Raw genomic sequence first — 19,269 nt, 5'->3', positions numbered from 1 at the left:
GGTTGAACCCGCGTCGCGCGGGCCGGCACTCACGCCGCAGTGAGTAGCAGGAAAGGGCAATGATGAGGATCTCCAAACGCATATGGGGTGCGCTCGGCACCGTGGCGGTCGTGGTGGTGGCCGGCTGCGGTGGCGGCGGCGGCGAGGGCCTGGACGGCAACGGCCGGCCGCTGGGCGAGGGCGACGACCCCAGCGGGCCGATGACGGCGAGCTTTCGCTCCATCCAGTCCCATGTCTTCACGCCCGCCTGCACGGCCTGCCATGCCGGCGCGGCCGCGCCGCGCGGCCTGCGGCTGGACGCGGGCAACAGCTACGTGATGCTGGTGGGCGTCAACAGTGGCGGCGTGCCGGCGCTCAAGCGCGTGGCGCCGGGTGACGCGGCCAACAGCTATCTGATCCACAAGCTCGAAGGCCACCAGGCCGTCGGTGCGCGTATGCCCCTGGGCGGCCCCTTTCTGGACGCCCAGACCGTCAACCTGATCCGCCAGTGGATCAACAACGGAGCACAGCCATGAGGGCCGCCCGCCTGCTTTTCGGCCTGGCCCTGGCGCTGCTGTTTTCAAGCGCGCATGCCGAGCCCTATCTGGCCATCCGCAGCGGCATCAAATGCGTGGCCTGCCATGTGAACCCGACCGGCGGCGGCCTGCGCAATGCGGTCGGCAATGCGTTTGCGCAAGGTGCCATCCCCGCCAATGCGCTGCCCGATGCGCTGCAGGGCTGGAACGGCTCGCTGCTGGACGACCGCCTGCGCCTGGGTGGCGACCTGCGCACGGCGACGACGCGCACCGCCGTCTCCGGCCAGCCCACGCGCAGCGTCGGCGGCACCGAGCAGTTCAGGCTCTATGCCGACGTGCAGCTGATCAAGGACTACCTGGGCGTGCACCTGGACCAGCAGGTCGCGCCGGGCAAGTCCGAGCGCCAGGAGGCCTATGTGCGCCTGTCGACGCCGGGCCTGGGCTGGTATGCCAAGGCGGGCCAGTTCTACCTGCCCTTCGGCTGGCGGCTGCAGGACAGCCTGGCCTTCGTGCGCCAGCTCAGCGGCGTCAGCATGACGGTGCCCGACAAGGGCCTGGAGCTGGGCCATGAGAGCGATGAATGGTCCATCCAGCTGGTGCGCAGCAACGGCCCTGGCAACACCGGCGGCTCAAGCGGTCACCAGACCACGGCCCAGGCCATCTGGCTGCAGCCCTGGGGCCGCATCGGTGCGGCGGCGGCCCAGGTCAAGGCGGCGGCGGGCAACCGCCAGGCTTACGGCCTGTTCGCCGGCACGACGACGGGGCCCATCGCCTGGCTGGCCGAGATCGACCTCGTCAGCGACAGCGGCTACCCGGAGGGCCGGCGCCGCCAGTTCGCGACGCTGCTGGAGGCCAACTGGCTGGTGCAGCAGGGCCACAACCTCAAGCTGACCAGCGAGTTTCTCGACCCCGACCGCCGCGTGGCCCACGACAACAAGGTGCGCTACAGCCTGGTCTACGAGTACACACCCATCGCCTTCGTGCAGCTGCGTGCCGGCTATCGGCGCTTTGGCGGCATCCCGCAGAACGCGGTGGACAACCGGCGGCAGAGCTTTGTCGAGCTGCATGGCATGTTCTAGCGTCGTCATCGAGCGTCGCAGCCCGCTGGCCGACCCGCTCACGCGGCTGCCGCTGGCCACGCTCTACCTGACCGAGCGCTGCAACTCGCGCTGCGTGAGCTGCGACTACTGGCGGCATGGGCGGCGCGACATCGACCTCGCCGCCGTGCAGCGGCTGCTGCCGGACCTGGCGGCGCTGGGCACGCAGATCGTGCTGGTGTCCGGCGGCGAGCCGCTGCTGCACCCGCAGTGGAGCGAGATCGCGGCGCTGCTGCGCGCTCGGGGCCTCAAGCTGTGGCTGCTGACGGCCGGCCTGGCGCTGGCCAAGCACGCCGCCGAAGTGGCGCGGCGCTTCGACCAGCTCACCGTGTCGCTGGATGGCAGCACGGCCGCGAGCTATGCGGCCATCCGCGGGCTGGACGCCTTCGAAGCGGTCTGCGCCGGCATCCGCGCCGCCGCGCGCGAGGGGGTGCCGGTGGGCCTGCGTGTCCCCATTTCGCCGCGCTGCTGGGTCTGGCGGAGTTCAAATCACTCAACTTGGCCGAGGCGCCTGTTCAATTCCCGGTGCGGTTCATTACCCCATGACCGCCTTGCTGCTGCACAAAGCCAAGCCCGCAAGCCGCGCCATGTCGGCCGCCGAACCCCGGCTGTCACGCACCCGTCGGCCCCGCGTCGAGCGGCCCCGGCGCGACGCCCACCTACTTTTGCTCGTCCTGCTTCTTGGCAGCAAACGGATAGGCGCTGCCGCTCTTGCCCTTGGGCGGAATCTTGAGCGACAGGACCATGGCCACGGCCAGCGTCACCGCGGTGAAGCACAGCGAGAACGCAACGGGAATCTTGTAGACGTCGATCAGCAGCATCTTGGTGCCGATGAAGACGAGCACGACCGCCAGGCCATAGCTGAGCAGGTGGAAGCGCTCGTGCATGTTGGCGAGCAGGAAGTACATGGCGCGCAGGCCCAGGATGGCGAACACGTTGGACGTGAGCACGATGAAGGGGTCGGTCGTGATCGCGAAGATGGCCGGAATGGAGTCCACGGCGAAGACGATGTCGACGATGCCGATCAACACGATCACCACCAGCAGCGGCGTCGCCATCTTGACGCCGCCGACCCTCGTGAAGAATTTTTCGCCGTCGTAGTCAGGCGAGATCTTGAAGCGGCGCCGGATCCACTTGAGGGCAGGGTTGTTGTCCAGATCGGGCTCCTGGCCGGCGGCCCACCACATCTTGATCCCGGTGAACAGCAAGAAGGCGCCGAAGACATACAGCACCCAATGGAACTGCGCGATCAGCCAGGCACCCACCAGAATCATCCCCGCCCGCAGCACGAGGGCACCCAGAATGCCGAACATCAGCACGCGCTTCTGGAACTCGGCCGGCACCGCGAAGTAGGTGAACAGCATCAGAAACACGAAGATGTTGTCGACAGCAAGCGCCTTCTCGATCAGGTAGCCGGTGAAGAACTCCAGCGCCTTGTCGTTGGCCAGCGCGCGCGCGGCTTCATCCGTACCGGCGCCGCCGAGGTGCCACCACAGCCAGCCCACGAAGAGCAAGGACACGCCCACCCAGACGAGGGACCAGATCACCGCCTCGCGGGTGCTGACGCGGTGGGCGCCCTGCTTGCTCATCGCAAAGAAATCGACGAGCAGCGCAACGCAGACGAAGGCCGCGAACAAGGACCACATCAGTGGGGAGCCGATGGATTGCATGACCGTGTAGGAAGTTGGTTGGTCGATTCAGTCAGCGGGCGGCAGGGCGGACGTCGGTTACGTTCCGCCTGACACTGCACCAACCGTTGATTCACTGCAAGTCGCTGATGCCGATGCGGCTGTGCGCGAAGCGAGGAATGTGGACCCGTAGGCGCTTGTGGAACAGCTACCTTTGAGGAACAAGGACATCGGAAAAGCCTGAATAACGGGGTGTTGGGCGTTTCCGGCGGGCGCCGGAGCGGGCGCGGCGGACGATGGCGGCGGTCCTGAGGCGGGAACGTCGCCACAAGAAAAAGCCCCGTCCGCATGTGCGAACGAGGCTTCCGAGTTGGCTCACCGACCTGGGCTCGAGCCTGGCAGCTGCGGATCAACAGTCCGGGCCCCGTCCTCGCGGTGGGCGTTGCATTCGCGGCAATGGTCGAATCGCCGGTCGCTTTATCGAGTTGACCGCAGCCGCAACGCGTTCGCCACCACACTGAGCGACGACAGGCTCATCGCCAACGCCGCGATCATCGGTGAGAGCAGCCAGCCGGTGAACGGGTACAGCAGCCCCGCAGCCAGGGGCACACCCAGCGCGTTGTAGACGAACGCGAACCCCAGGTTCTGACGCATGTTGGTGACCGTCGCCTGCGAGATGGCCCACGCCCGCGCGATGCCGCGCAAGTCGCCTTTGACCAACGTGACCTGGGCGCTGTTGATGGCCACATCGGTGCCGGTTCCCATTGCGACCCCTACGTCGGCCTTGGCCAGCGCTGGTGCGTCGTTGATGCCGTCACCGGCCATGCCAACCACCCGGCCTTCGCGCTGCAGCTTGTCGACCAACGCGAGCTTGTCTGCAGGCTTCACTTCACCATGCACTTCGTCGATGCCGAGTTTGCCAGCCACGAACTTGGCCGTCGTGAGCCCATCCCCCGTCGCCATGACCACACGCATGCCGGCCTGGTGAAGCCCTGCAAGCGCCTCTACCGAACTGGCCTTGATCGGGTCCGACACCGCCAGCACGCCGAGCAGGCGACCGTCCTGAGCAAGGAACATCACGCTGCTGCCTTCTCGACGCAGTTCTTCTGCGGCATCTCGCAGCGGAGCCACGTCGACAGCGTCTTGCTCCATCAGTGCGGTGTTGCCAAGAGAGAGGCGCCTGCCGTCGACCTGGCCGCGCACACCAATGCCGGTGGACGACTCGAACTCCTGCGAGGTGGTCAAAGGCAGCTGAAGCTTCTTGGCGGCGTCGACGATGGCTTGCGCCAGCGGGTGCTCGCTGCCCTGGTCCAGGCTGGCCGCCAGACGCAACACCTCGTACTCCGAGACACCGGCGGCGGGCACGACTCGGTCGAATGCCGGCTTGCCTTCGGTCAGCGTGCCGGTCTTGTCAACGATCATGGTGTCGACCCTGCGGAAGTTCTCGATCGCCGACGCGTCTCGGAACAAGATGCCCTGCGTGGCAGCTTTGCCAGTGGCGACCATGATGGACATGGGCGTCGCGAGCCCGAGGGCACACGGGCAGGCAATGATCAGGACGGACACAGCGTTGATAAGGCCGAACTGCCAACCCTGTTCACCGCCGAGAAAGCCCCAGGCGAAAAACGACAGCACCGCGATCGCCAGCACGACCAGCACGAAGTAGCCGGCGACCTGGTCGGCCATGCGCTGCATCGGCGCCTTCGACCGCTGCGCAAGCGCCACCATCTGCACGATCTGCGAGAGCATGGTTTGCGAACCGACTCGCTCTGACTTCATCACCAGCGTGCCCGAGCTGTTGATGGTCGCGCCGATGACCTTGTCGCCGGGGCGCTTGCTCACCGGCACTGGCTCACCTGTCAGCATGGACTCGTCAATGGCGCTCGACCCCTCCAGGATCACGCCATCGACTGGCACTTTCTCACCGGGCCGGATGCGCAGGCGGTCGCCCACGTGGACGTGCGTCAAGGGTACGTCGCCCTCGCTGCCGTCGGCTTCGATGCGGCGGGCTGTCTTGGGGGCCAGCCGCAGCAACGACTTGATCGCTGCGGAGGTTTGCGAGCGCGCGCGCAACTCGAGCATCTGACCCAGCAGCGTCAGCGAGATGATGACGGCGGCCGCTTCGAAGTAGACACCGATGCGGCCATGCGCAGCAAAGCTCGCCGGGAACCACTCGGGCGCGACCGTCGCGACCACGCTGTAGGCGAATGCGGCCCCGATACCGATCCCAATCAGCGTCCACATGTTGGGGCTTCTGTTCACGATGGACTGCACGCACCGATAGAAGAAGGGCCAACCCGCCCACAGCACGATCGGCAGCGACAACACCAGTTCCACCCAGCTCTGGCGTACGGGGTCCATCCACCCGAAGCGGTGGCCCGCCATGGCGAGCACGGTGACGATGATCGTCAAGGGCAGGGTCCACCAGAACCGCAGCGCGTAGTCCCGCAGCTCGGGGTTGTCGTCGTCGGCCGTCGCTTCCGGAATCAAGGGCTCGAGCGTCATGCCGCACTTGGGGCAGTCGCCGGGGTGGTCTTGCCGGATTTCCGGGTGCATCGGACAGGTGAAGGTGGCACCAGCCGGCGCGGCTACTTCGGGTGCCGGCTGCGCTGCCGGTGCCGCAGTGGCTGCCACAGGCGTCGCCCTGTGATGGTGCTCATGGTGCGCGCGCCCTGCGTGCGGCTCGGCTGTTCCCGCAAGCACGAGGTTCATGCCGCATTTGGGGCAACGTCCGGGTGCGTGGGTGCGCACCTCCGGATGCATGGGGCAGACGTAGGTTTCGGGTGATTCGACGCTTGCGGCCGTAGCCCGCGGACCGTGTTCATGTTCCATGGCTGCTGGCCTTCTCGTTGAATGCTGGCTGACAAGGTGACCGCTTTGCCGGGCTGACCTGACCTCAGCGGCAGCCGCAGCACCCGCCTGCCTTGGTGGGCGCGGGCGGTGCCGTGCTGGGCGAGGCTTCCAGCGGCGTGTAGCCGGCGGCCTCGATTGCATCTTTAAGTTCCGAGGCCACCGCGTTGACTGCGCCGATCTCCACCCGCCTTGAATCCAGATCTATCACAACTTTCGCCGCGGGGTCGATCCGCTGGACCGCTTTGGTGATCATGCTGACGCAGTGGCCGCAGGTCATGTCATTCACTTGGTAGGCAATCATCATCGCTCCTTCATCAATATGCTTCGACTTTGAAGCCTTCCCCCGTGGGAATGTCAAGCCCTGTTGAGAAAAGAGCGCGCCTTTGTGGCGCTGCTGCGAGCCCTCAAAGGCCCAGGCGATCACGATGTGGCCGCCGGCACAGGCGTCGCAAGGGTGCCCATTCACGGTGCCACGACCTGGCGGACCTCGAAGGCCGCCCCACCCAGCTGTTGCGCCGTTTGCTCGGCCTGCGCTTGTACCGCGGCTTGCTATAGACCCGACGGGCCTGGGTCGAGCAAGGCGCGTGCGGCCGCCTGCATGCTGGCCGGTGAGCCATCGGCCAGCAGCAACTCGCGGGCGTGGGCCAGCGCTGGGAAATTGCCACGTAGGGAGCGCTCGTAGCCGGGGTCGTAGTGGTCGCGCATCAAGGCAGCGAAGACGCCGGCCCAGTCCCCCGCGCGCGCCTGGGCCTGCCAGTCTTCAACGCGCGCCCGGCCGCGCAGCTCGACGAGGCCGTCCAGCGCGCGGCAGAAGCCACTGGCGTCGGCGCTGAAGTGGCCATAGTCCTGCAGCAGCAGCTCGACACGGGCTGCCTCGGGCATCGCGATCCAGATGCAGCCTCCCTGATTTTGCATCGCGCCCAGCAGTGCTTCGGGCACGCGAATGCGGCCGATCTTGCGGCTCTCGCTTTCGACGAAGACCGGCCGTGTCGCGTCCAGCCCGCGCAGCGCCTGCCATAGCGCGCTGTCGAAGGCCTTCTGGCTGGGCTGAGGCGCGTCGGGCAGGGCGCCGAGCACCGAACCGCGGTGGGCGGCCAGGGCTTCGAGGTCGAGCACCTGCGCGCCCTCGGCGGCCAGCGCATGCAGCAGCCGCGTCTTGCCACTGCCGGTGCGGCCGCACAGCACCCGCCAGGCGAAGCGCTTGGGCAGGGCGATGAGATCCTCCCGCACCTGGGCGCGATAAGCCTTGTAGCCGCCGACCAGCTGGCGCGAGCGGAAGCCGATCTGGCCAAGAAACCAGTGCATCGCGCCCGAGCGCTGGCCGCCGCGCCAGCAGTAGACGAGCGGCCGCCAGGTGTTCGGCAACTTGCCGGCGCTGGTCTCGATGTGGCGGGCGATGTTGCGTGCGACCAGTGCCGCGCCCAGCTTGCGGGCCTCGAAGGGCGAGCTGGCATAGAGCAGGCCGACATCGTGGCGCTCCTGGTCGTCGAGCACCGGCCAGTTGATGGCGCCGGGCATGTGGTCTTCGGCGAACTCGGCCGGCGAGCGCACATCGACGATGGCGTCGAAGCGGTCCAGTTCGGCAAGCGCCTCGGTGATGGTGGTGGCGTAGCTCATGCGGGCAAGGACACGGCGTCGAGCAGCTCGCTCTCGATCTGGATCTGCGCTCTGTTGTGCTGCAGCGCCGGGCCGTCGACGAGGAAGGTGTCTTCCACGCGCTCGCCCAGCGTCGAGATCTTGGCCAGTTGCAGATTGATGCCATGGCGCGCCAGCACCCGGGCGATGGCGTAAAGCAGGCCGGCGCGGTCGCTGGTCGAGATCGTCAGCAGCCAGGCGGTGGCGCGCTCGTCGGGGCGCAACGAGATGCGCGGCGTGTACGGGAAGCTCTTGACGCGGCGCGACAGCCGGCCGCGCCTGGGCTCGGGCAGGGGGCCGCCGGCCTGCAGCGTGGTGGCCAGCTTCTGCTCGACCATGGGCACGAGGTCGCGGTGGTGCACATCGGCCTCGGGGCGGATGACCTGGAAGGTGTCCAGCGCATAGCCGTTGCGTGTCGTGTGCACCTTGGCGTCGAGGATGCTGAAACCCGCGGTGTCGAAATAGCCGCAGATGCGCGCGAACAGGTCGGGCTGGTCGGGCGCGTAGACCAGCACCTGCAAGCCTTCGCCGATGGGCGACGGGCGGGCGCGCACGACCGGCACCTGGGTGTCCACATGGCGCCACAGGGAGCGCGCGTGCCAGGCCAGCTCGGCACCGTCATGGCGGGCGAAATAGCTGATGGCCAGGCGCTTCCACAGCGGCTCTTCGGTGCCGGGCAGTTGCGAGTGCAGGGCCAGGTCTTGCCGAGCCTCGGCCTTGCGGGCCTCGATCTCGGCATCGAGGTTGATCGGCGCACCGCCCAGCGCGCGCAGGGTGATGCGGTAGAGGTCCTCCAGCAGCTTGCCCTTCCAGGCATTCCAGACCTTGGGGCTGGTGCCGCGGATGTCGGCCACCGTCAGCAGGTAGAGCGCGGTGAGCCGGCGTGCGTCGCCGACCTTGCCCGCAAAAGCGGCGATGACGTCGGGGTCGGACAAGTCTTCCTTCTGCGCGACGCGCGACATCGTCAGGTGATGCTCGACCAGGAAGACGCACATGGCGGTGTCGTCGGCGCCCAGGCTGTGCTGGCGGCAGAAGCGCCTGACCTCGACGGCACCGAGCTCGGAGTGATCGCCACCGCGGCCCTTGGCCACGTCGTGGAAGAGGGCGGCGATATAGAGCACCTCGGGCTGCCTGAACTGGGCGGCGAGCTGCGAGCAGAACGGGTACTCGTGGGCGTGTTCAGGGATGAAGAAGCGCCGCACGTTGCGCAGCACCATCAGGATGTGCTGGTCCACGGTATACACATGGAAAAGGTCGTGCTGCATCTGACCGACGATGGCGCGGAACACCCACAGGTAGCGGCCGAGCACCGAGGTCTGGTTCATCAGCCGGAAGGCATGCGTCTGGCCCTCGGGCGCGCGCAACATGGCCATGAAGGTCGCCCGGTTGACGGGGTCACGCCGCCAGGCGGCGTCCATCAGGCCGCGTGCGTTGTAGAGCGCGCGCAGCGTGCGCGCCGACAGGCCTTTGATGCCCGGTGTCTGCTGGTAGATCAGGAAGGTGCGCAGGATGGCGTGCGCGTCGCGTTGATACAGGTCATCGCTGGCGACCTCCAGCATGCGCCCGCGGTCGAGGAAGTCGGGCTGGCCGTCCAGGGTCCGCAGCAGGTCCTGCTGCGAGCCGTTGATCTGCTCCTCCAGATTCAGCAGCAGGATCTGGTGCAGCTGCGTGACGGCCTTGGCGGCCCAGTAGTAGCGCCGCATCAGCAGCTCCGAGGCGCGCACCGAGTCGGTCGAGACGAAGCCGAAGCTCTGGGCCACGGCGGTCTGCAGGTCGAAGACGAGGCGGTCTTCGCGCCGGCCGGCCACCGCATGCAGGCGCGCGCGGATCAGCCTCAGCTGGCCCTCGTTGCGCTGCAGCTGGCGGCTCTCGAACGGCGTGATCAGGCCGCGCTGGGCCAGGGCCTTCCAGGTCTTGCCCAGTCCCGCCGCACGGGCGACCCACATCAGCATCTGCAGGTCGCGCAGGCCGCCGGGGCTTTCCTTGCAGTTGGGCTCCAGCGCATAGGGCGTGTCGTCGAACTTGGTGTGGCGCTGCAGGCTCTCGAGCGTCTTGGCGCGGAAGAAGGCCTTGGCGTCCATGGCCTGCATGAAGCGCTTGGCCATCAGCTTGAACAACTTGGCGTCACCGGCCAGCGGGCGGGCTTCGAGCAGGGCGGTCTGGATGGTCACGTCGCCCTGGGACTCTGACAGGCATTCGCCCAGCGTGCGTACCGAGGAGCCGATCTCCAGGCCGACGTCCCAGCAGGACGTGATGAAGCCCTCGATGGCGGTCTTGACCGCGCCCGGCTGGTAGGCCTCGACACCGTCGGGCAGCAGCACGAGGACGTCGACATCGGAGTGCGGGAACAGTTCGCCACGGCCGTAGCCGCCGACGGCGGCGAGGCAGGAACCGTCCGGCATGCCGGCCAGGGTCCACAGGCCGCGCAGCGTGTCGTCGACATGGCGGGCCAGGCGGCGCAGCAGGGTCTGGGCGCCGGCCTGCGTCGGGCGCTCGGCCAGGAAGCCGTCGATCAGCGCCTGCTTGCCGGCCTTGAATTGCTGGCGGAGATCGGCAAGGGTTGCCACGTCAGGCAACGGCGGTCGCGGCCTGCGTGATGAAGGCCGGCGGCGGTGGGCTGCCGGCCGACACGGTCATGACCTCGTAGCCGGTGTCGGTGACGAGGATGGTGTGCTCCCACTGGGCCGACAACGAGCGGTCCTTGGTGACGATGGTCCAGCCGTCGCCCAGCTCGCGGATCTCGCGGCGGCCGGCGTTGATCATGGGCTCGATGGTGAACATCATGCCGGGCACGAGTTCGTCCAGCGTGCCGGGACGGCCGTAGTGCAGCACCTGCGGCTCCTCGTGGAAGACGCGGCCGATGCCATGGCCGCAGAACTCGCGCACGATGGAGAAGCCGGCGTTCTCGGCGAAGGTCTGGATGGCGTGTCCGATGTCGCCCAGGCGCGCGCCGGGGCGCACCTTGGCGATGCCCTTCCACATGGCCTCGTATGTGAAGGCGCACAGGCGCTTGGCCGCGATGGAGCCCTCGCCGACGATGAACATGCGGCTGGTGTCACCGTGCCAGCCGTCCTTGATGACGGTGACGTCGATGTTGACGATGTCGCCGTTCTTCAGCGGCTTGTCGTTGGGGATGCCGTGGCAGACCTGGCTGTTGACCGAGGTGCAGATCGACTTGGGATAGGGGATGTAGCCGGGCGGGCAGTAGTTCAGCGGCGCCGGGATGCCCTGCTGCACGCTGACGATATGGTCATGCGCGAGCTTGTCGAGCTCGTTGGTCGTGATGCCCGGCTTGACATGCGCCGTGAGCATGTCGAGGACTTCGGACGCCAGGCGTCCGGCGATGCGCATGCCTTCGACATCGGCTGCGGTCTTGATCGTGATGGCCATGCCGAATTATCCGTGAGGGCCTGGCTGGGTCCGGTCAGTCCTTCCAGATGTCCATGCCCATGTAGGCGGTGGCCAGCACGACGAGGCCGAAGGCGATGCGGTACCAGGCAAAGACGCGGAAGTCATGGCTCGACACGTAGCGGATCAGCCAGCGGATGCAGAGCAGGGCGCTGAAGAAGGCGAACACAAGGCCGACCGCGAACATCGGCAGGTCGGCCCAGTCGAGGGCATCGCGCTGCTTGATCACCGAGTACGCACCGGCGCCCATCAGCGTCGGGATGCCGAGGAAGAAGCTGAACTCCGCCGCCGCCTTGCGTGACATGCCCAGCACGAGGCCGCCGATGATGGTGGCGCCGGAGCGACTGGTGCCGGGGATCATGGCCACGCATTGCAACAAGCCGACCTTCAGCGCGTCCAGCGGGCGCATGTCGTCCACGGTCTCGATGCGTGCGCGACGCGCGCCCTGCAGGTCCATTGCGCCGTACAGCCGCTTGTGGCGCGCCTCCACCCACAGGATGATCAGGCCGCCGACGATGAAGGCCGACGCCACCACGACCGGCTGGAAGAGATGAGCCTTGATGTACTTGCCCAGCGTCAAGCCCAGCACCACGGCCGGGATGAAGGCGATCAGCACGTTCAACGCAAAACGCTGGGCCTGGGGCTCGCGTGTGATGCCGCTGACCGTTCGCGCCAGCCGTTCGCGGTATTCCCAGACGACGGCGAACATGGCCCCGGTTTGGATGGCGATCTCGAAGACCTTGGCCTTCTCCCCGACGAATTTGAGCAGCGAGCCAGCCAGGATCAGGTGCCCCGTGGACGAGATCGGCAGGAACTCCGTCAGCCCCTCGACGATGCCCATGATGGCGGCTTTGATCAGCAGGACTACATCCACGTAAAGGCTCCGAGCGGCGAAAAGCCGCGCAGTGTAGCGACGGCCGGTGTCACGGGCTTGCCGCCGCCGGACCCGGCCGGCTACATTAGTGACCCTTCGGTCATTAACTCCGACAACTTGACCACCACCCCCCGTCAACGCCGCAAGGACGCCCGCCCGCAGGAATTGCTGGAGGCGGCGCTGGCGCTTTTCGTCGAGAAGGGTTTCGCGGCCACGCGCAGCGAGGAGGTGGCCGCGCGCGCCGGTGTCGCCAAGGGCACGCTCTACCGCTACTACCCCAGCAAGGACGAGCTCTTCAAGGCGATGGTGCGCGACAACCTGTCGGTCCACATTGCCGAATCCGCCGCGCAGGCGGCGCAGTATGAGGGCCCCATCGCCGAGCTGCTGCGCCAGATGATGCAGGCCTGGTGGGCCAAGGTCGGGCAGGGCAATGCCGGCGTGGTCTGCAAGATCATGATGGTCGAGGCGCGCAACTTCCCCGAGTTGGCGCGCTTTTATGTGGACGAGGTCATCACCCCGTCGCAGAACCTCATCGGCGGCCTCATCGAGCGCGGCATCCGCGCCGGCGAGTTCCGCGCCGTGCCGGTGGAGGCCACCGTGCACATGCTGATCGCGCCCATGCTGCACATGATGCTGCACGAGCACTCCTTCGGCGAGTTCGACCTCTGCCAGCACACGATGAGCGCGACCGACCTGCTGGACGCGCAGATGTCGCTGCTGCTGCACGGCCTGCTTGCCAGCCCCCGGCGCACCTAGAATTTTGCTTTCAGACCGCCCGACCCGTGCCCCGGAGAACAAGATGAATCTCGAACAAGCCCGCTTCAACATGATCGAGCAGCAGATCCGCCCTTGGGACGTGCTCGACCCCAGCGTGCTGGAGCTGCTGCATGTCGTGCACCGCGAAGATTTCGTACCCGTGGCGCACCGGGCCCAGGCCTTCGTCGATGTCGAGCTGCCGCTGACGGCCACGCGCCGCATGCTGGCGCCCAAAGTCGAAGCCCGCCTGCTGCAGGAACTCAAGGTGCAGCGCCACGAGAAGGTACTGGAGATTGGCGCTGCCACGGGTCACCTGGCCGCGTTGCTCGGCCACAAGGCCCAACGCGTCATCGCACTCGAGGCCGACGCGGGCCTGGCGGCCCAGGCCCAGCTCAACCTCAAGCGTGCAGGCGTGCTCAACGTCACGGTGCTGAACCAGGACGGAGCCGCCGGCCTGCCCGGCGAAGAGCCATTCGATGCCATCTTGCTGTCGGGTTCGGTCGCCGCCGTGCCCCAGGCGCTGCTGAACCAGCTCAAGATCGGCGGCCGACTGATCGCCATCGTCGGCGAAGTGCCGGTCATGCGCGCGGTGCTGGTCACGCGCACCGGCGGCAGCGACTTCCGCTCGGTCGAGTTGTTCGACACGGTGGCCGGCCGCCTGCCCGGCTTTGCCGAAGCGCCGGCCTTCAGCTTCTGAAACTGCCGATGCAGCCCGTCGCGCCAAAACGACCGTTGCGGCCCCCGCGGGCGCAGGTCGTCGCATGGCTTCAGTCACTGGCGGGCTTTGCCTCTATAAACCCGGCCGCGCTCACTCCATTGCCCCAGTCAAGGAATCTCATGCCCTTCGCCCCTGCCTCCCGCCTGATCCTGCAACCGCTGGCCTTTGCCGTCGGCCTCCTGCTCGCTGGCGCGGCCCAGGCACAAAGCCTGCAGGAGCTTTACGACGCGGCACGGGGCTATGACGCGACCTATCTCGCGACCCGCGCGACGGCCGATGCCGCCGCAGCCCGCGCCGCCCAGGCCGAGGCGCTGACGCGCCCATCGCTGTACCTGTCGACCTCCGGCACCGTCGCGCGTTCCGATCCGCCGGCAGGCTTGAGCGTCAACAGCAGGACGCTACAGGCCGGCCTGTCGGGCAAGTACTCGGTCTACAACGCCGGCAACCTGCCGACCATCGACAAGGCCCGCCGCGCCTATGCGCTCGCGCAATCCGACCTCGAGGCGGCCGAGCAGGACCTGATCGTGCGGCTGGCCACGGCTTATTTCGACGTGCTGGCCGCCAAGGACGCGTTGACCACCTCGCAAGCCAACAAGGCCGGCATCTCCGAGCAGTTGGCCTCGGCCAAGCGCAATTTCGAGGTCGGCACCGCCACCATCACCGACACGCGGGAAGCCCAGGCCCGCTATGACCTGGCCGTGGCCCAGGAGCTGGCCGCCGAGAACGACCTGCGCGTCAAGCGCGTGACGCTGGACCAGTTCGTCGGCCGCGTCGGCGTCGAGCCCAAGGGTCTGGCCGTGCCGGTCGCGCTGCCGGCCCTGCCGAGCAGCAACATCGACACCTGGGTGGCGACCGCCGATGAGCAGCACCCCGGCGTGCGGCGCGCGCGGCTCGGCCTGGAGATCGCGCAGCTCGACACCCAGATCGCGCGCGCCGGCGAGCGGCCGACGCTGGACGCCAGCGCCACGCTGGGCGGCCAGAACGTGCACAACAACCTCAACGGCATCGCGGCCGCGCAATCGGGCGCCGGCACGGGCAAGAACGCCAGCATCGGCCTGACGCTGAGCTACCCGCTCTACACCGGCGGCCTGACGCAGAACCGCATCCGCGAAACCCTGGTGCTGGAAGAGAAGGCCCGCAATGACCTCGACTTCGCGCGCCGAGCCGTGGCCGAGGGCACGCGTCGCTACTTCTACCTGGTGCAGTCGCAGAAGGCCCAGGTCAGTGCCTTCGAGGCCGCCGAGTCGTCCACCAAGCTGGCGCTTGAGGCCACGCAGCTGGGCTACAAGGTCGGCGTGCGCGTGAACCTGGACGTGCTCAACGCCCAGACCCAGCTCTACTCGACCCAGCGCGACCTGGCCAAGGCGCGCTACGACGTCGTCGTCAACAGCCTGCGCCTGCGCCAGGCCTCGGGCCAGCTGCGGCCGGAGGATGTCGCCGCGGCCAACTCGTTGCTGGCGCGCTGAGCCGCTGCGCTCGCGCTGCCCGCTCAAGCCCCGCTGCGGCGGGGTTTTTTCTTGGATGCTGGTCCAACGGCGGCGGGCATTGGCTCGGTCTGCAGCTGCGACAGTGGCCTGAGCGGCGCATGCTCGCGCAGCGCGCGCAGGATGATGGCAGTGGCAGTCGGCGTCTGCTGGCAAAAGCGCGTCAGCACAGCCTTGAGGTGCACCACGTCGCGCACGGCGATTTCCAGCACCCAGCTGTCTTCGCCCGTCACGTCGTAGGCGGTCACGACCTCGGGGCTGTTGTCCAGCGCGCGCAGCATCGACGGCTCGTCCATGGCCTCGATGCGGATGACGGCGCGGATGGCGTAGCCGAGCTTGGCGCCATCGACGATGGCCTGGTAGCCGCGGATGACGCCGCCTTCCTCCAGCTTGCGCACGCGCTCGGTCACCGCGGGCTGGCTCAGATGCACGCGGCGGCCCAGCTCGGCCATGCTGAGCCGCGCATCGGTCTGCAGCTCCGCGAGGATGCGGTGATCGTGCGGATCCAGCTCGATGGCCATGAAAATCTCCGTTGAAGGGGTGCAGTTCAATCAATCCTAAAGTCCTGAACGCGATCAACCTTCAATCTGCCATGTCGCGTCGGCATTGGAATTCCTACGATGCCGGCCATGCAAACCACAACCACCTTGCCGCTCAAGTCCACTGGACTGGCCCCGAAGCTGATGCTCTGCCTGGCCGCCACCTGGCTGGTCTGGGGCTCCACCTATCTGGCCATCAAGATGGCATTGGTCAGCCTGCCGCCTTTCTTGCAGATGGGCAGCCGCTTCCTGGTCGCGGGCGTGCTGCTGGCCGGCTGGATGCGCTGGCGCGGCACGCCCTGGCCCGACCGCCGGCAATGGCTGCACGCCCTGGTCATCGGCGGGCTGATGCTGGGCGGCGGCATGGGCGGCACGGCGACCGCAGAGGTGACCGTGGGGTCCGGTCTGGTGGTCGCCTTCATCGCCGTGATGCCGCTGATGATTGCCGGCCTGAACCTGCTGTGGGGTGAGAAGCCGACGCGGATGGAGTCGCTCGGCATCGCCTTCGGCCTGGTCGGCGTGCTGCTGCTGACGCAGGGCCAGGGCTTTGGCGCCTCACCCGCGGGCCTGGTCGCCATCAGCGTCGCCTGCGCGAGCTGGGCCGTGGGCAGCGTGCTGTCGCAGCGCAACCTGCCGCTGGCGCCCGGGGCGATGGGGTTCGCCAGCGAGATGCTGGCCGGTGGCGCCGTGTTGATGGCGCTGAGCCTCATCGACGGCGAGACCCTGCCCGAGCGCATCGAGCCGCAAGCGGTGTGGGCCTGGGCCTATCTCGTCGTGTTCGGCTCGCTGATCGCCTTCAACGCCTATATGGTGCTGCTGGCGGAGGCCTCGGCGGGCCTGGCGTCGAGCTATTCCTTCGTCAACCCTGTCATCGCCATGCTGCTCGGCGTCACGCTGGCCGGCGAGCACATCAGCGGCCATGAATGGCTGGCGGCGGGCGTCGTGCTCGTGGGCGTCGTGCTGCGGCTCATGGGGCGCGCAAGGGCAGCGCATTGATGGGGATGCGCAGGTAGGCGATGCCGTTGCCCTCGGCGGCCGGCAACTGGCCGGCGCGGATATTGACCTGGATGGACGGCAGGATGAGGGTGGGCACGTCGAGCGTGGCGTCGCGCGTCTTGCGCATCGTGACGAACTCGGCCTCGCTCACGCCCTCGCGCACGTGGATGTTGCCGGCCCGCTGCGCCGCCACTGTCGTTTCCCAGGCGGGCGGCCGGTCGTTGGGCGGGTAGTCATGGCAGACGTACATGCGCGTCTCGGGCGGCAGCGCCAGGATGCGGTGCACCGAGCGGTACAGCGTGTGCGCGTCGCCACCGGGGAAGTCGGCCCGCGCCGTGCCGACGTCCGGCATGAAGAGGGTGTCACCCACGAACACCGCGCCGTCCACGACATAGGCCATGTCGGCGGGCGTGTGCCCGGGCACCAGCAGCGCGCGGGCCTCGACCTCGCCGATCTTGAAAACCTCGTTGTCCTTGAACAGGTGATCGAACTGCCGGCCGTCGGGCAGGAAGCTGCGCTCCAGGTTGTAGAGCTTCTTGAATGTCGCCTGCACCTCGCGGATGTGCTCGCCGATGGCGATGCGTCCACCCACCTGGGCCTGCAGGTGGCGGGCGCTGGACAGGTGGTCGGCATGGGCGTGCGTCTCCAGGATCCACTGCACTTGCAGGCCCTGCTCCCTGACGTAGGCGAGCAGCCTGTCCGCCTGGGCGGTGCCTGTCCGGCCCGACTTGAAGTCGAAGTCCAGCACGGGATCGACGATGGCCGCCCGTTTGCTGGCGTTGTCGACGATGACGTAGGAGACGGTGCCGGTTGCGTCATCGAAGAAGGCCTGGACGGTGGTGCCGGTGGCCATGTGGGACCCTTCTAAACAGTATGTTGACTGACATTATATTAAGCAATATAGTGAAGTCAAATTGAGGAGCGACACATGCCCACTGCCGTCATCGACCCCGACGTTCTGCGCAAGGCAGCCGGCCAGGCGGTCGGCGCCTTGAAGGTGCTGGCCAACGAAGAACGCCTGCTGCTGCTGTGCCAACTGTCGCAGGGCGAGATGTCCGTCGGCGATCTGGAGGCGGCGCTCGGCATCCGCCAGCCCACCTTGTCGCAACAGCTCGGCGTGTTGCGCGGTGAGGGCGTCGTGGACACCCGCCGTGACGGCAAGCGCATTTTCTACAGCGTCGCTGACGCGAGGCTGCTCCAGGTGCTTGTGGCGCTCTACGACATCTACTGCCCGAAGGAATGACCATGACCGTCGACTGGGACGCATTCACCCCCGTGGCCTCGCTGGCGGGCGGCGCGCTGATCGGCCTTTCAGCGGCGCTGTTCGTGCTGCTTAACGGTCGCATCGCCGGCATCAGCGGCGTGCTGGGCGGGCTGCTGAGGCCGGTCCGGGGCGACCTGGGCTGGCGGGTCGCCTTCATCGTCGGGATCGTCATCGCGCCGTGGGTCTACGTGTTGTTCACGGCCTTGCCCATGCCGCGCATCGACGCGGGCTGGGCCGTGCTGGTGCTGGCCGGGCTGCTGGTGGGCGTGGGCACGCGCTACGGCTCAGGCTGTACCAGCGGCCACGGGGTCTGCGGCCTGTCGCGACTGTCGCCGCGCTCGCTGGTCGCCACCTTGACCTTCATGGGCGCGGGCTTCGTCACCGTCTTCGTGTTGCGCCACGTCGTCGTCGCTTGAGGAAACTTCATGCCCATCCTCACCTCCCTCCTGGCCGGCCTGGTGTTCGGCCTCGGCCTCATCCTGTCGGGCATGGCCGACCCGGCCAAGGTGCTGGCCTTCCTCGACCTGGTCGGCCCGTGGGACCCGTCGCTGGCCCTGGTCATGGCCGGCGCCATCGCCGTGGGTCTGGTTGCCTTCGCGGCCGTCAAGCGGCGGGACACGACGCTGCTGGGCCTGGCCTTCAAGCTGCCGGCTGCCAGCCCCATCAATGGCCGGCTGGTCGGTGGCAGCCTGATGTTCGGCGCCGGCTGGGGGCTGGCCGGCTTCTGCCCGGGGCCGGCGCTGGTGGCGCTGGGCATGGGGGAGATCAAGGCCGTGGTGTTCGTCGCCGCCATGCTGGCGGGGATGGGTCTGTTCGAGCTGCTCGAGCGGCGCAGGGCCGGGCCGGCGCGATGAGCACGGGCTGGACCTGGCTCAGTGTCGGCGCGACGTTGGCGGTGATCGCGCTGTACGAGGTCTTGCTGGTGTCGCTGCGACGGTGGCGGCCGCAACGGCTGGCCTCGGCCCGCCATGCCGCGCTGCGCGAGGAATGGTTCCGCGTCGTGTCCGCGCACAGGGGCTCGGAGGTGCTGGCGGTGCAGACGCTGCGCAACTCCTTGATGTCGGCCACCATGCTGGCCTCCACGGCCGCGCTGGCGCTGATGGGCACGGTCACCCTCGCTGCAACCCCGCTGCATGACAGCCTGGCTGCGGCGCAAGGCCTCGTCAGCCTCAGCCCGCGTCTCGTGCTGGAGCTGGCGTTGCTGGCGCTGCTATTCGCCTCGCTGGTGTCGACCGTGATGGCGGTGCGCTTCTACAACCACGCCGGGTTCATAGGCGGCATGCCGGTCGAATCGCAGGCGCGTGCGCGATGGACTGCGGCCGGCGTGCGCTATGTCCGCCGGGCTGGCGTGCTTTACGGCGTGGGCCTGCGCCAGCTGGTGCTGGTCGTGCCGGTCGTGTCGGCCATGCTGGTGCCGGCCTCGGGCCCGGTGGCGGCGCTGCTCGTGGCGGCGGCGCTGTACTCGCTGGACCGCTTCAGCGACGAGGGTGCGGAGGCCTGAC

The 19,269-nt window shown here is 67.8% G+C and carries 20 protein-coding genes; 11 read left to right on the top strand and 9 right to left on the bottom strand.

Annotated features, from left to right (window positions below; translation table 11 throughout):
- Positions 1 to 62: 62 nt before the first annotated feature.
- From ACT6S0_RS07580 to ACT6S0_RS07570, 3 genes are read left to right on the top strand one after another with little or no spacing between them, the layout of a single operon-like run.
- Complete coding sequence (locus ACT6S0_RS07580; RefSeq protein ID WP_444763288.1) at positions 63 to 515, top strand: hypothetical protein; 453 nt, start codon at positions 63 to 65, stop codon at positions 513 to 515.
- Positions 512 to 1,594, top strand: a complete 1,083-nt coding sequence (locus ACT6S0_RS07575; RefSeq protein WP_444763287.1) for a hypothetical protein — start codon at positions 512 to 514, stop codon at positions 1,592 to 1,594. Before ACT6S0_RS07580 ends, ACT6S0_RS07575 begins: the two co-directional genes overlap by 4 nt.
- Complete coding sequence (locus ACT6S0_RS07570; protein WP_444763286.1) at positions 1,581 to 2,345, top strand: radical SAM protein; 765 nt, start codon at positions 1,581 to 1,583, stop codon at positions 2,343 to 2,345. Before ACT6S0_RS07575 ends, ACT6S0_RS07570 begins: the two co-directional genes overlap by 14 nt.
- Here the strand turns inward: ACT6S0_RS07570 and ACT6S0_RS07565 are convergent.
- The 7 genes from ACT6S0_RS07565 to ACT6S0_RS07535 all read right to left on the bottom strand — a co-directional run bounded on the left by ACT6S0_RS07565 (position 2,272) and on the right by ACT6S0_RS07535 (position 12,010).
- Entirely contained in the window at positions 2,272 to 3,282 is a 1,011-nt protein-coding gene (locus tag ACT6S0_RS07565) for a TerC family protein (RefSeq protein WP_444763285.1), read from the bottom strand. The genes ACT6S0_RS07570 and ACT6S0_RS07565 overlap by 74 nt on opposite strands.
- A gap of 435 nt (positions 3,283 to 3,717) precedes the next feature.
- Complete coding sequence (locus tag ACT6S0_RS07560; protein ID WP_444763284.1) at positions 3,718 to 6,072, bottom strand: copper-transporting P-type ATPase; 2,355 nt, start codon at positions 6,070 to 6,072, stop codon at positions 3,718 to 3,720.
- 64 nt (positions 6,073 to 6,136) lie between these two features.
- A complete protein-coding gene (locus ACT6S0_RS07555; protein WP_444763283.1) occupies positions 6,137 to 6,517 on the bottom strand; it encodes a heavy-metal-associated domain-containing protein in 381 nt (126 codons plus the stop codon).
- Between the two features lie 125 nt (positions 6,518 to 6,642).
- Positions 6,643 to 7,710 carry a tRNA 2-selenouridine(34) synthase MnmH gene (gene mnmH / locus ACT6S0_RS07550; protein ID WP_444763282.1) on the bottom strand — a complete coding sequence of 356 codons (1,068 nt, stop codon included), beginning with the start codon at positions 7,708 to 7,710 and terminating at the stop codon, positions 6,643 to 6,645.
- On the bottom strand, positions 7,707 to 10,295 hold the full coding sequence (locus ACT6S0_RS07545) for a [protein-PII] uridylyltransferase (protein WP_444763281.1): 2,589 nt from the start codon (positions 10,293 to 10,295) through the stop codon (positions 7,707 to 7,709). Before ACT6S0_RS07545 ends, mnmH begins: the two co-directional genes overlap by 4 nt.
- Before the next feature lies 1 nt (position 10,296).
- Positions 10,297 to 11,118, bottom strand: coding sequence for a type I methionyl aminopeptidase (map, locus tag ACT6S0_RS07540; RefSeq protein ID WP_444763280.1), 822 nt, complete (start codon positions 11,116 to 11,118; stop codon positions 10,297 to 10,299).
- Between the two features lie 34 nt (positions 11,119 to 11,152).
- Positions 11,153 to 12,010, bottom strand: a complete 858-nt coding sequence (locus ACT6S0_RS07535; protein WP_444763279.1) for an undecaprenyl-diphosphate phosphatase — start codon at positions 12,008 to 12,010, stop codon at positions 11,153 to 11,155.
- 117 nt (positions 12,011 to 12,127) lie between these two features.
- On the opposite strand from ACT6S0_RS07535, the gene ACT6S0_RS07530 reads away from it, so the two are divergent.
- The 3 genes from ACT6S0_RS07530 to ACT6S0_RS07520 all read left to right on the top strand — a co-directional run bounded on the left by ACT6S0_RS07530 (position 12,128) and on the right by ACT6S0_RS07520 (position 14,950).
- Positions 12,128 to 12,766: a TetR/AcrR family transcriptional regulator gene (locus ACT6S0_RS07530; RefSeq protein WP_444763278.1), complete on the top strand. Its 639-nt coding sequence runs from the start codon at positions 12,128 to 12,130 to the stop codon at positions 12,764 to 12,766.
- Positions 12,767 to 12,809: 43 nt separating this feature from the next.
- Positions 12,810 to 13,463 carry a protein-L-isoaspartate O-methyltransferase family protein gene (locus tag ACT6S0_RS07525; protein ID WP_444763277.1) on the top strand — a complete coding sequence of 218 codons (654 nt, stop codon included), beginning with the start codon at positions 12,810 to 12,812 and terminating at the stop codon, positions 13,461 to 13,463.
- Between the two features lie 140 nt (positions 13,464 to 13,603).
- On the top strand, positions 13,604 to 14,950 hold the full coding sequence (locus ACT6S0_RS07520; protein WP_444763276.1) for a TolC family outer membrane protein: 1,347 nt from the start codon (positions 13,604 to 13,606) through the stop codon (positions 14,948 to 14,950).
- A gap of 23 nt (positions 14,951 to 14,973) precedes the next feature.
- On the opposite strand, the gene ACT6S0_RS07515 is transcribed toward ACT6S0_RS07520, so the two are convergent.
- On the bottom strand, positions 14,974 to 15,489 hold the full coding sequence (locus ACT6S0_RS07515) for an Lrp/AsnC family transcriptional regulator (protein WP_444763275.1): 516 nt from the start codon (positions 15,487 to 15,489) through the stop codon (positions 14,974 to 14,976).
- A 108-nt stretch (positions 15,490 to 15,597) separates the two neighbouring features.
- Here ACT6S0_RS07515 and yedA point away from each other — a divergent pair, with 108 nt between their 5' ends.
- The gene (gene yedA / locus ACT6S0_RS07510) at positions 15,598 to 16,503 is read left to right on the top strand and encodes a drug/metabolite exporter YedA (RefSeq protein ID WP_444763274.1); all 906 of its coding nucleotides are present in this window, start codon (positions 15,598 to 15,600) and stop codon (positions 16,501 to 16,503) included.
- On the opposite strand, the gene ACT6S0_RS07505 is transcribed toward yedA, so the two are convergent.
- A complete protein-coding gene (locus ACT6S0_RS07505) occupies positions 16,475 to 17,356 on the bottom strand; it encodes an MBL fold metallo-hydrolase (protein ID WP_444763273.1) in 882 nt (293 codons plus the stop codon). The genes yedA and ACT6S0_RS07505 overlap by 29 nt on opposite strands.
- 75 nt (positions 17,357 to 17,431) lie before the next feature.
- On the opposite strand from ACT6S0_RS07505, the gene ACT6S0_RS07500 reads away from it, so the two are divergent.
- The 4 genes from ACT6S0_RS07500 to ACT6S0_RS07485 are packed head-to-tail and all read left to right on the top strand — an operon-like array spanning position 17,432 to position 19,268.
- Positions 17,432 to 17,746 (top strand): metalloregulator ArsR/SmtB family transcription factor, encoded by a 315-nt coding sequence (locus ACT6S0_RS07500; protein WP_444763272.1) that lies wholly within the window; start codon positions 17,432 to 17,434, stop codon positions 17,744 to 17,746.
- A 2-nt stretch (positions 17,747 to 17,748) separates the two neighbouring features.
- Entirely contained in the window at positions 17,749 to 18,183 is a 435-nt protein-coding gene (locus ACT6S0_RS07495; protein ID WP_444763271.1) for a YeeE/YedE family protein, read from the top strand.
- A gap of 9 nt (positions 18,184 to 18,192) precedes the next feature.
- A complete protein-coding gene (locus ACT6S0_RS07490; RefSeq protein WP_444763270.1) occupies positions 18,193 to 18,621 on the top strand; it encodes a DUF6691 family protein in 429 nt (142 codons plus the stop codon).
- The gene (locus ACT6S0_RS07485) at positions 18,618 to 19,268 is read left to right on the top strand and encodes a DUF599 domain-containing protein (RefSeq protein ID WP_444763269.1); all 651 of its coding nucleotides are present in this window, start codon (positions 18,618 to 18,620) and stop codon (positions 19,266 to 19,268) included. Before ACT6S0_RS07490 ends, ACT6S0_RS07485 begins: the two co-directional genes overlap by 4 nt.
- The last annotated feature ends 1 nt before the right edge of the window (position 19,269 follow it).

Origin of the sequence: Roseateles sp. (assembly GCF_052436255.1) — a bacterium.
Classification (GTDB): Bacteria; Pseudomonadota; Gammaproteobacteria; order Burkholderiales; family Burkholderiaceae_C; genus Pelomonas.
This window is presented reverse-complemented; position numbering and strand designations above follow the sequence as displayed.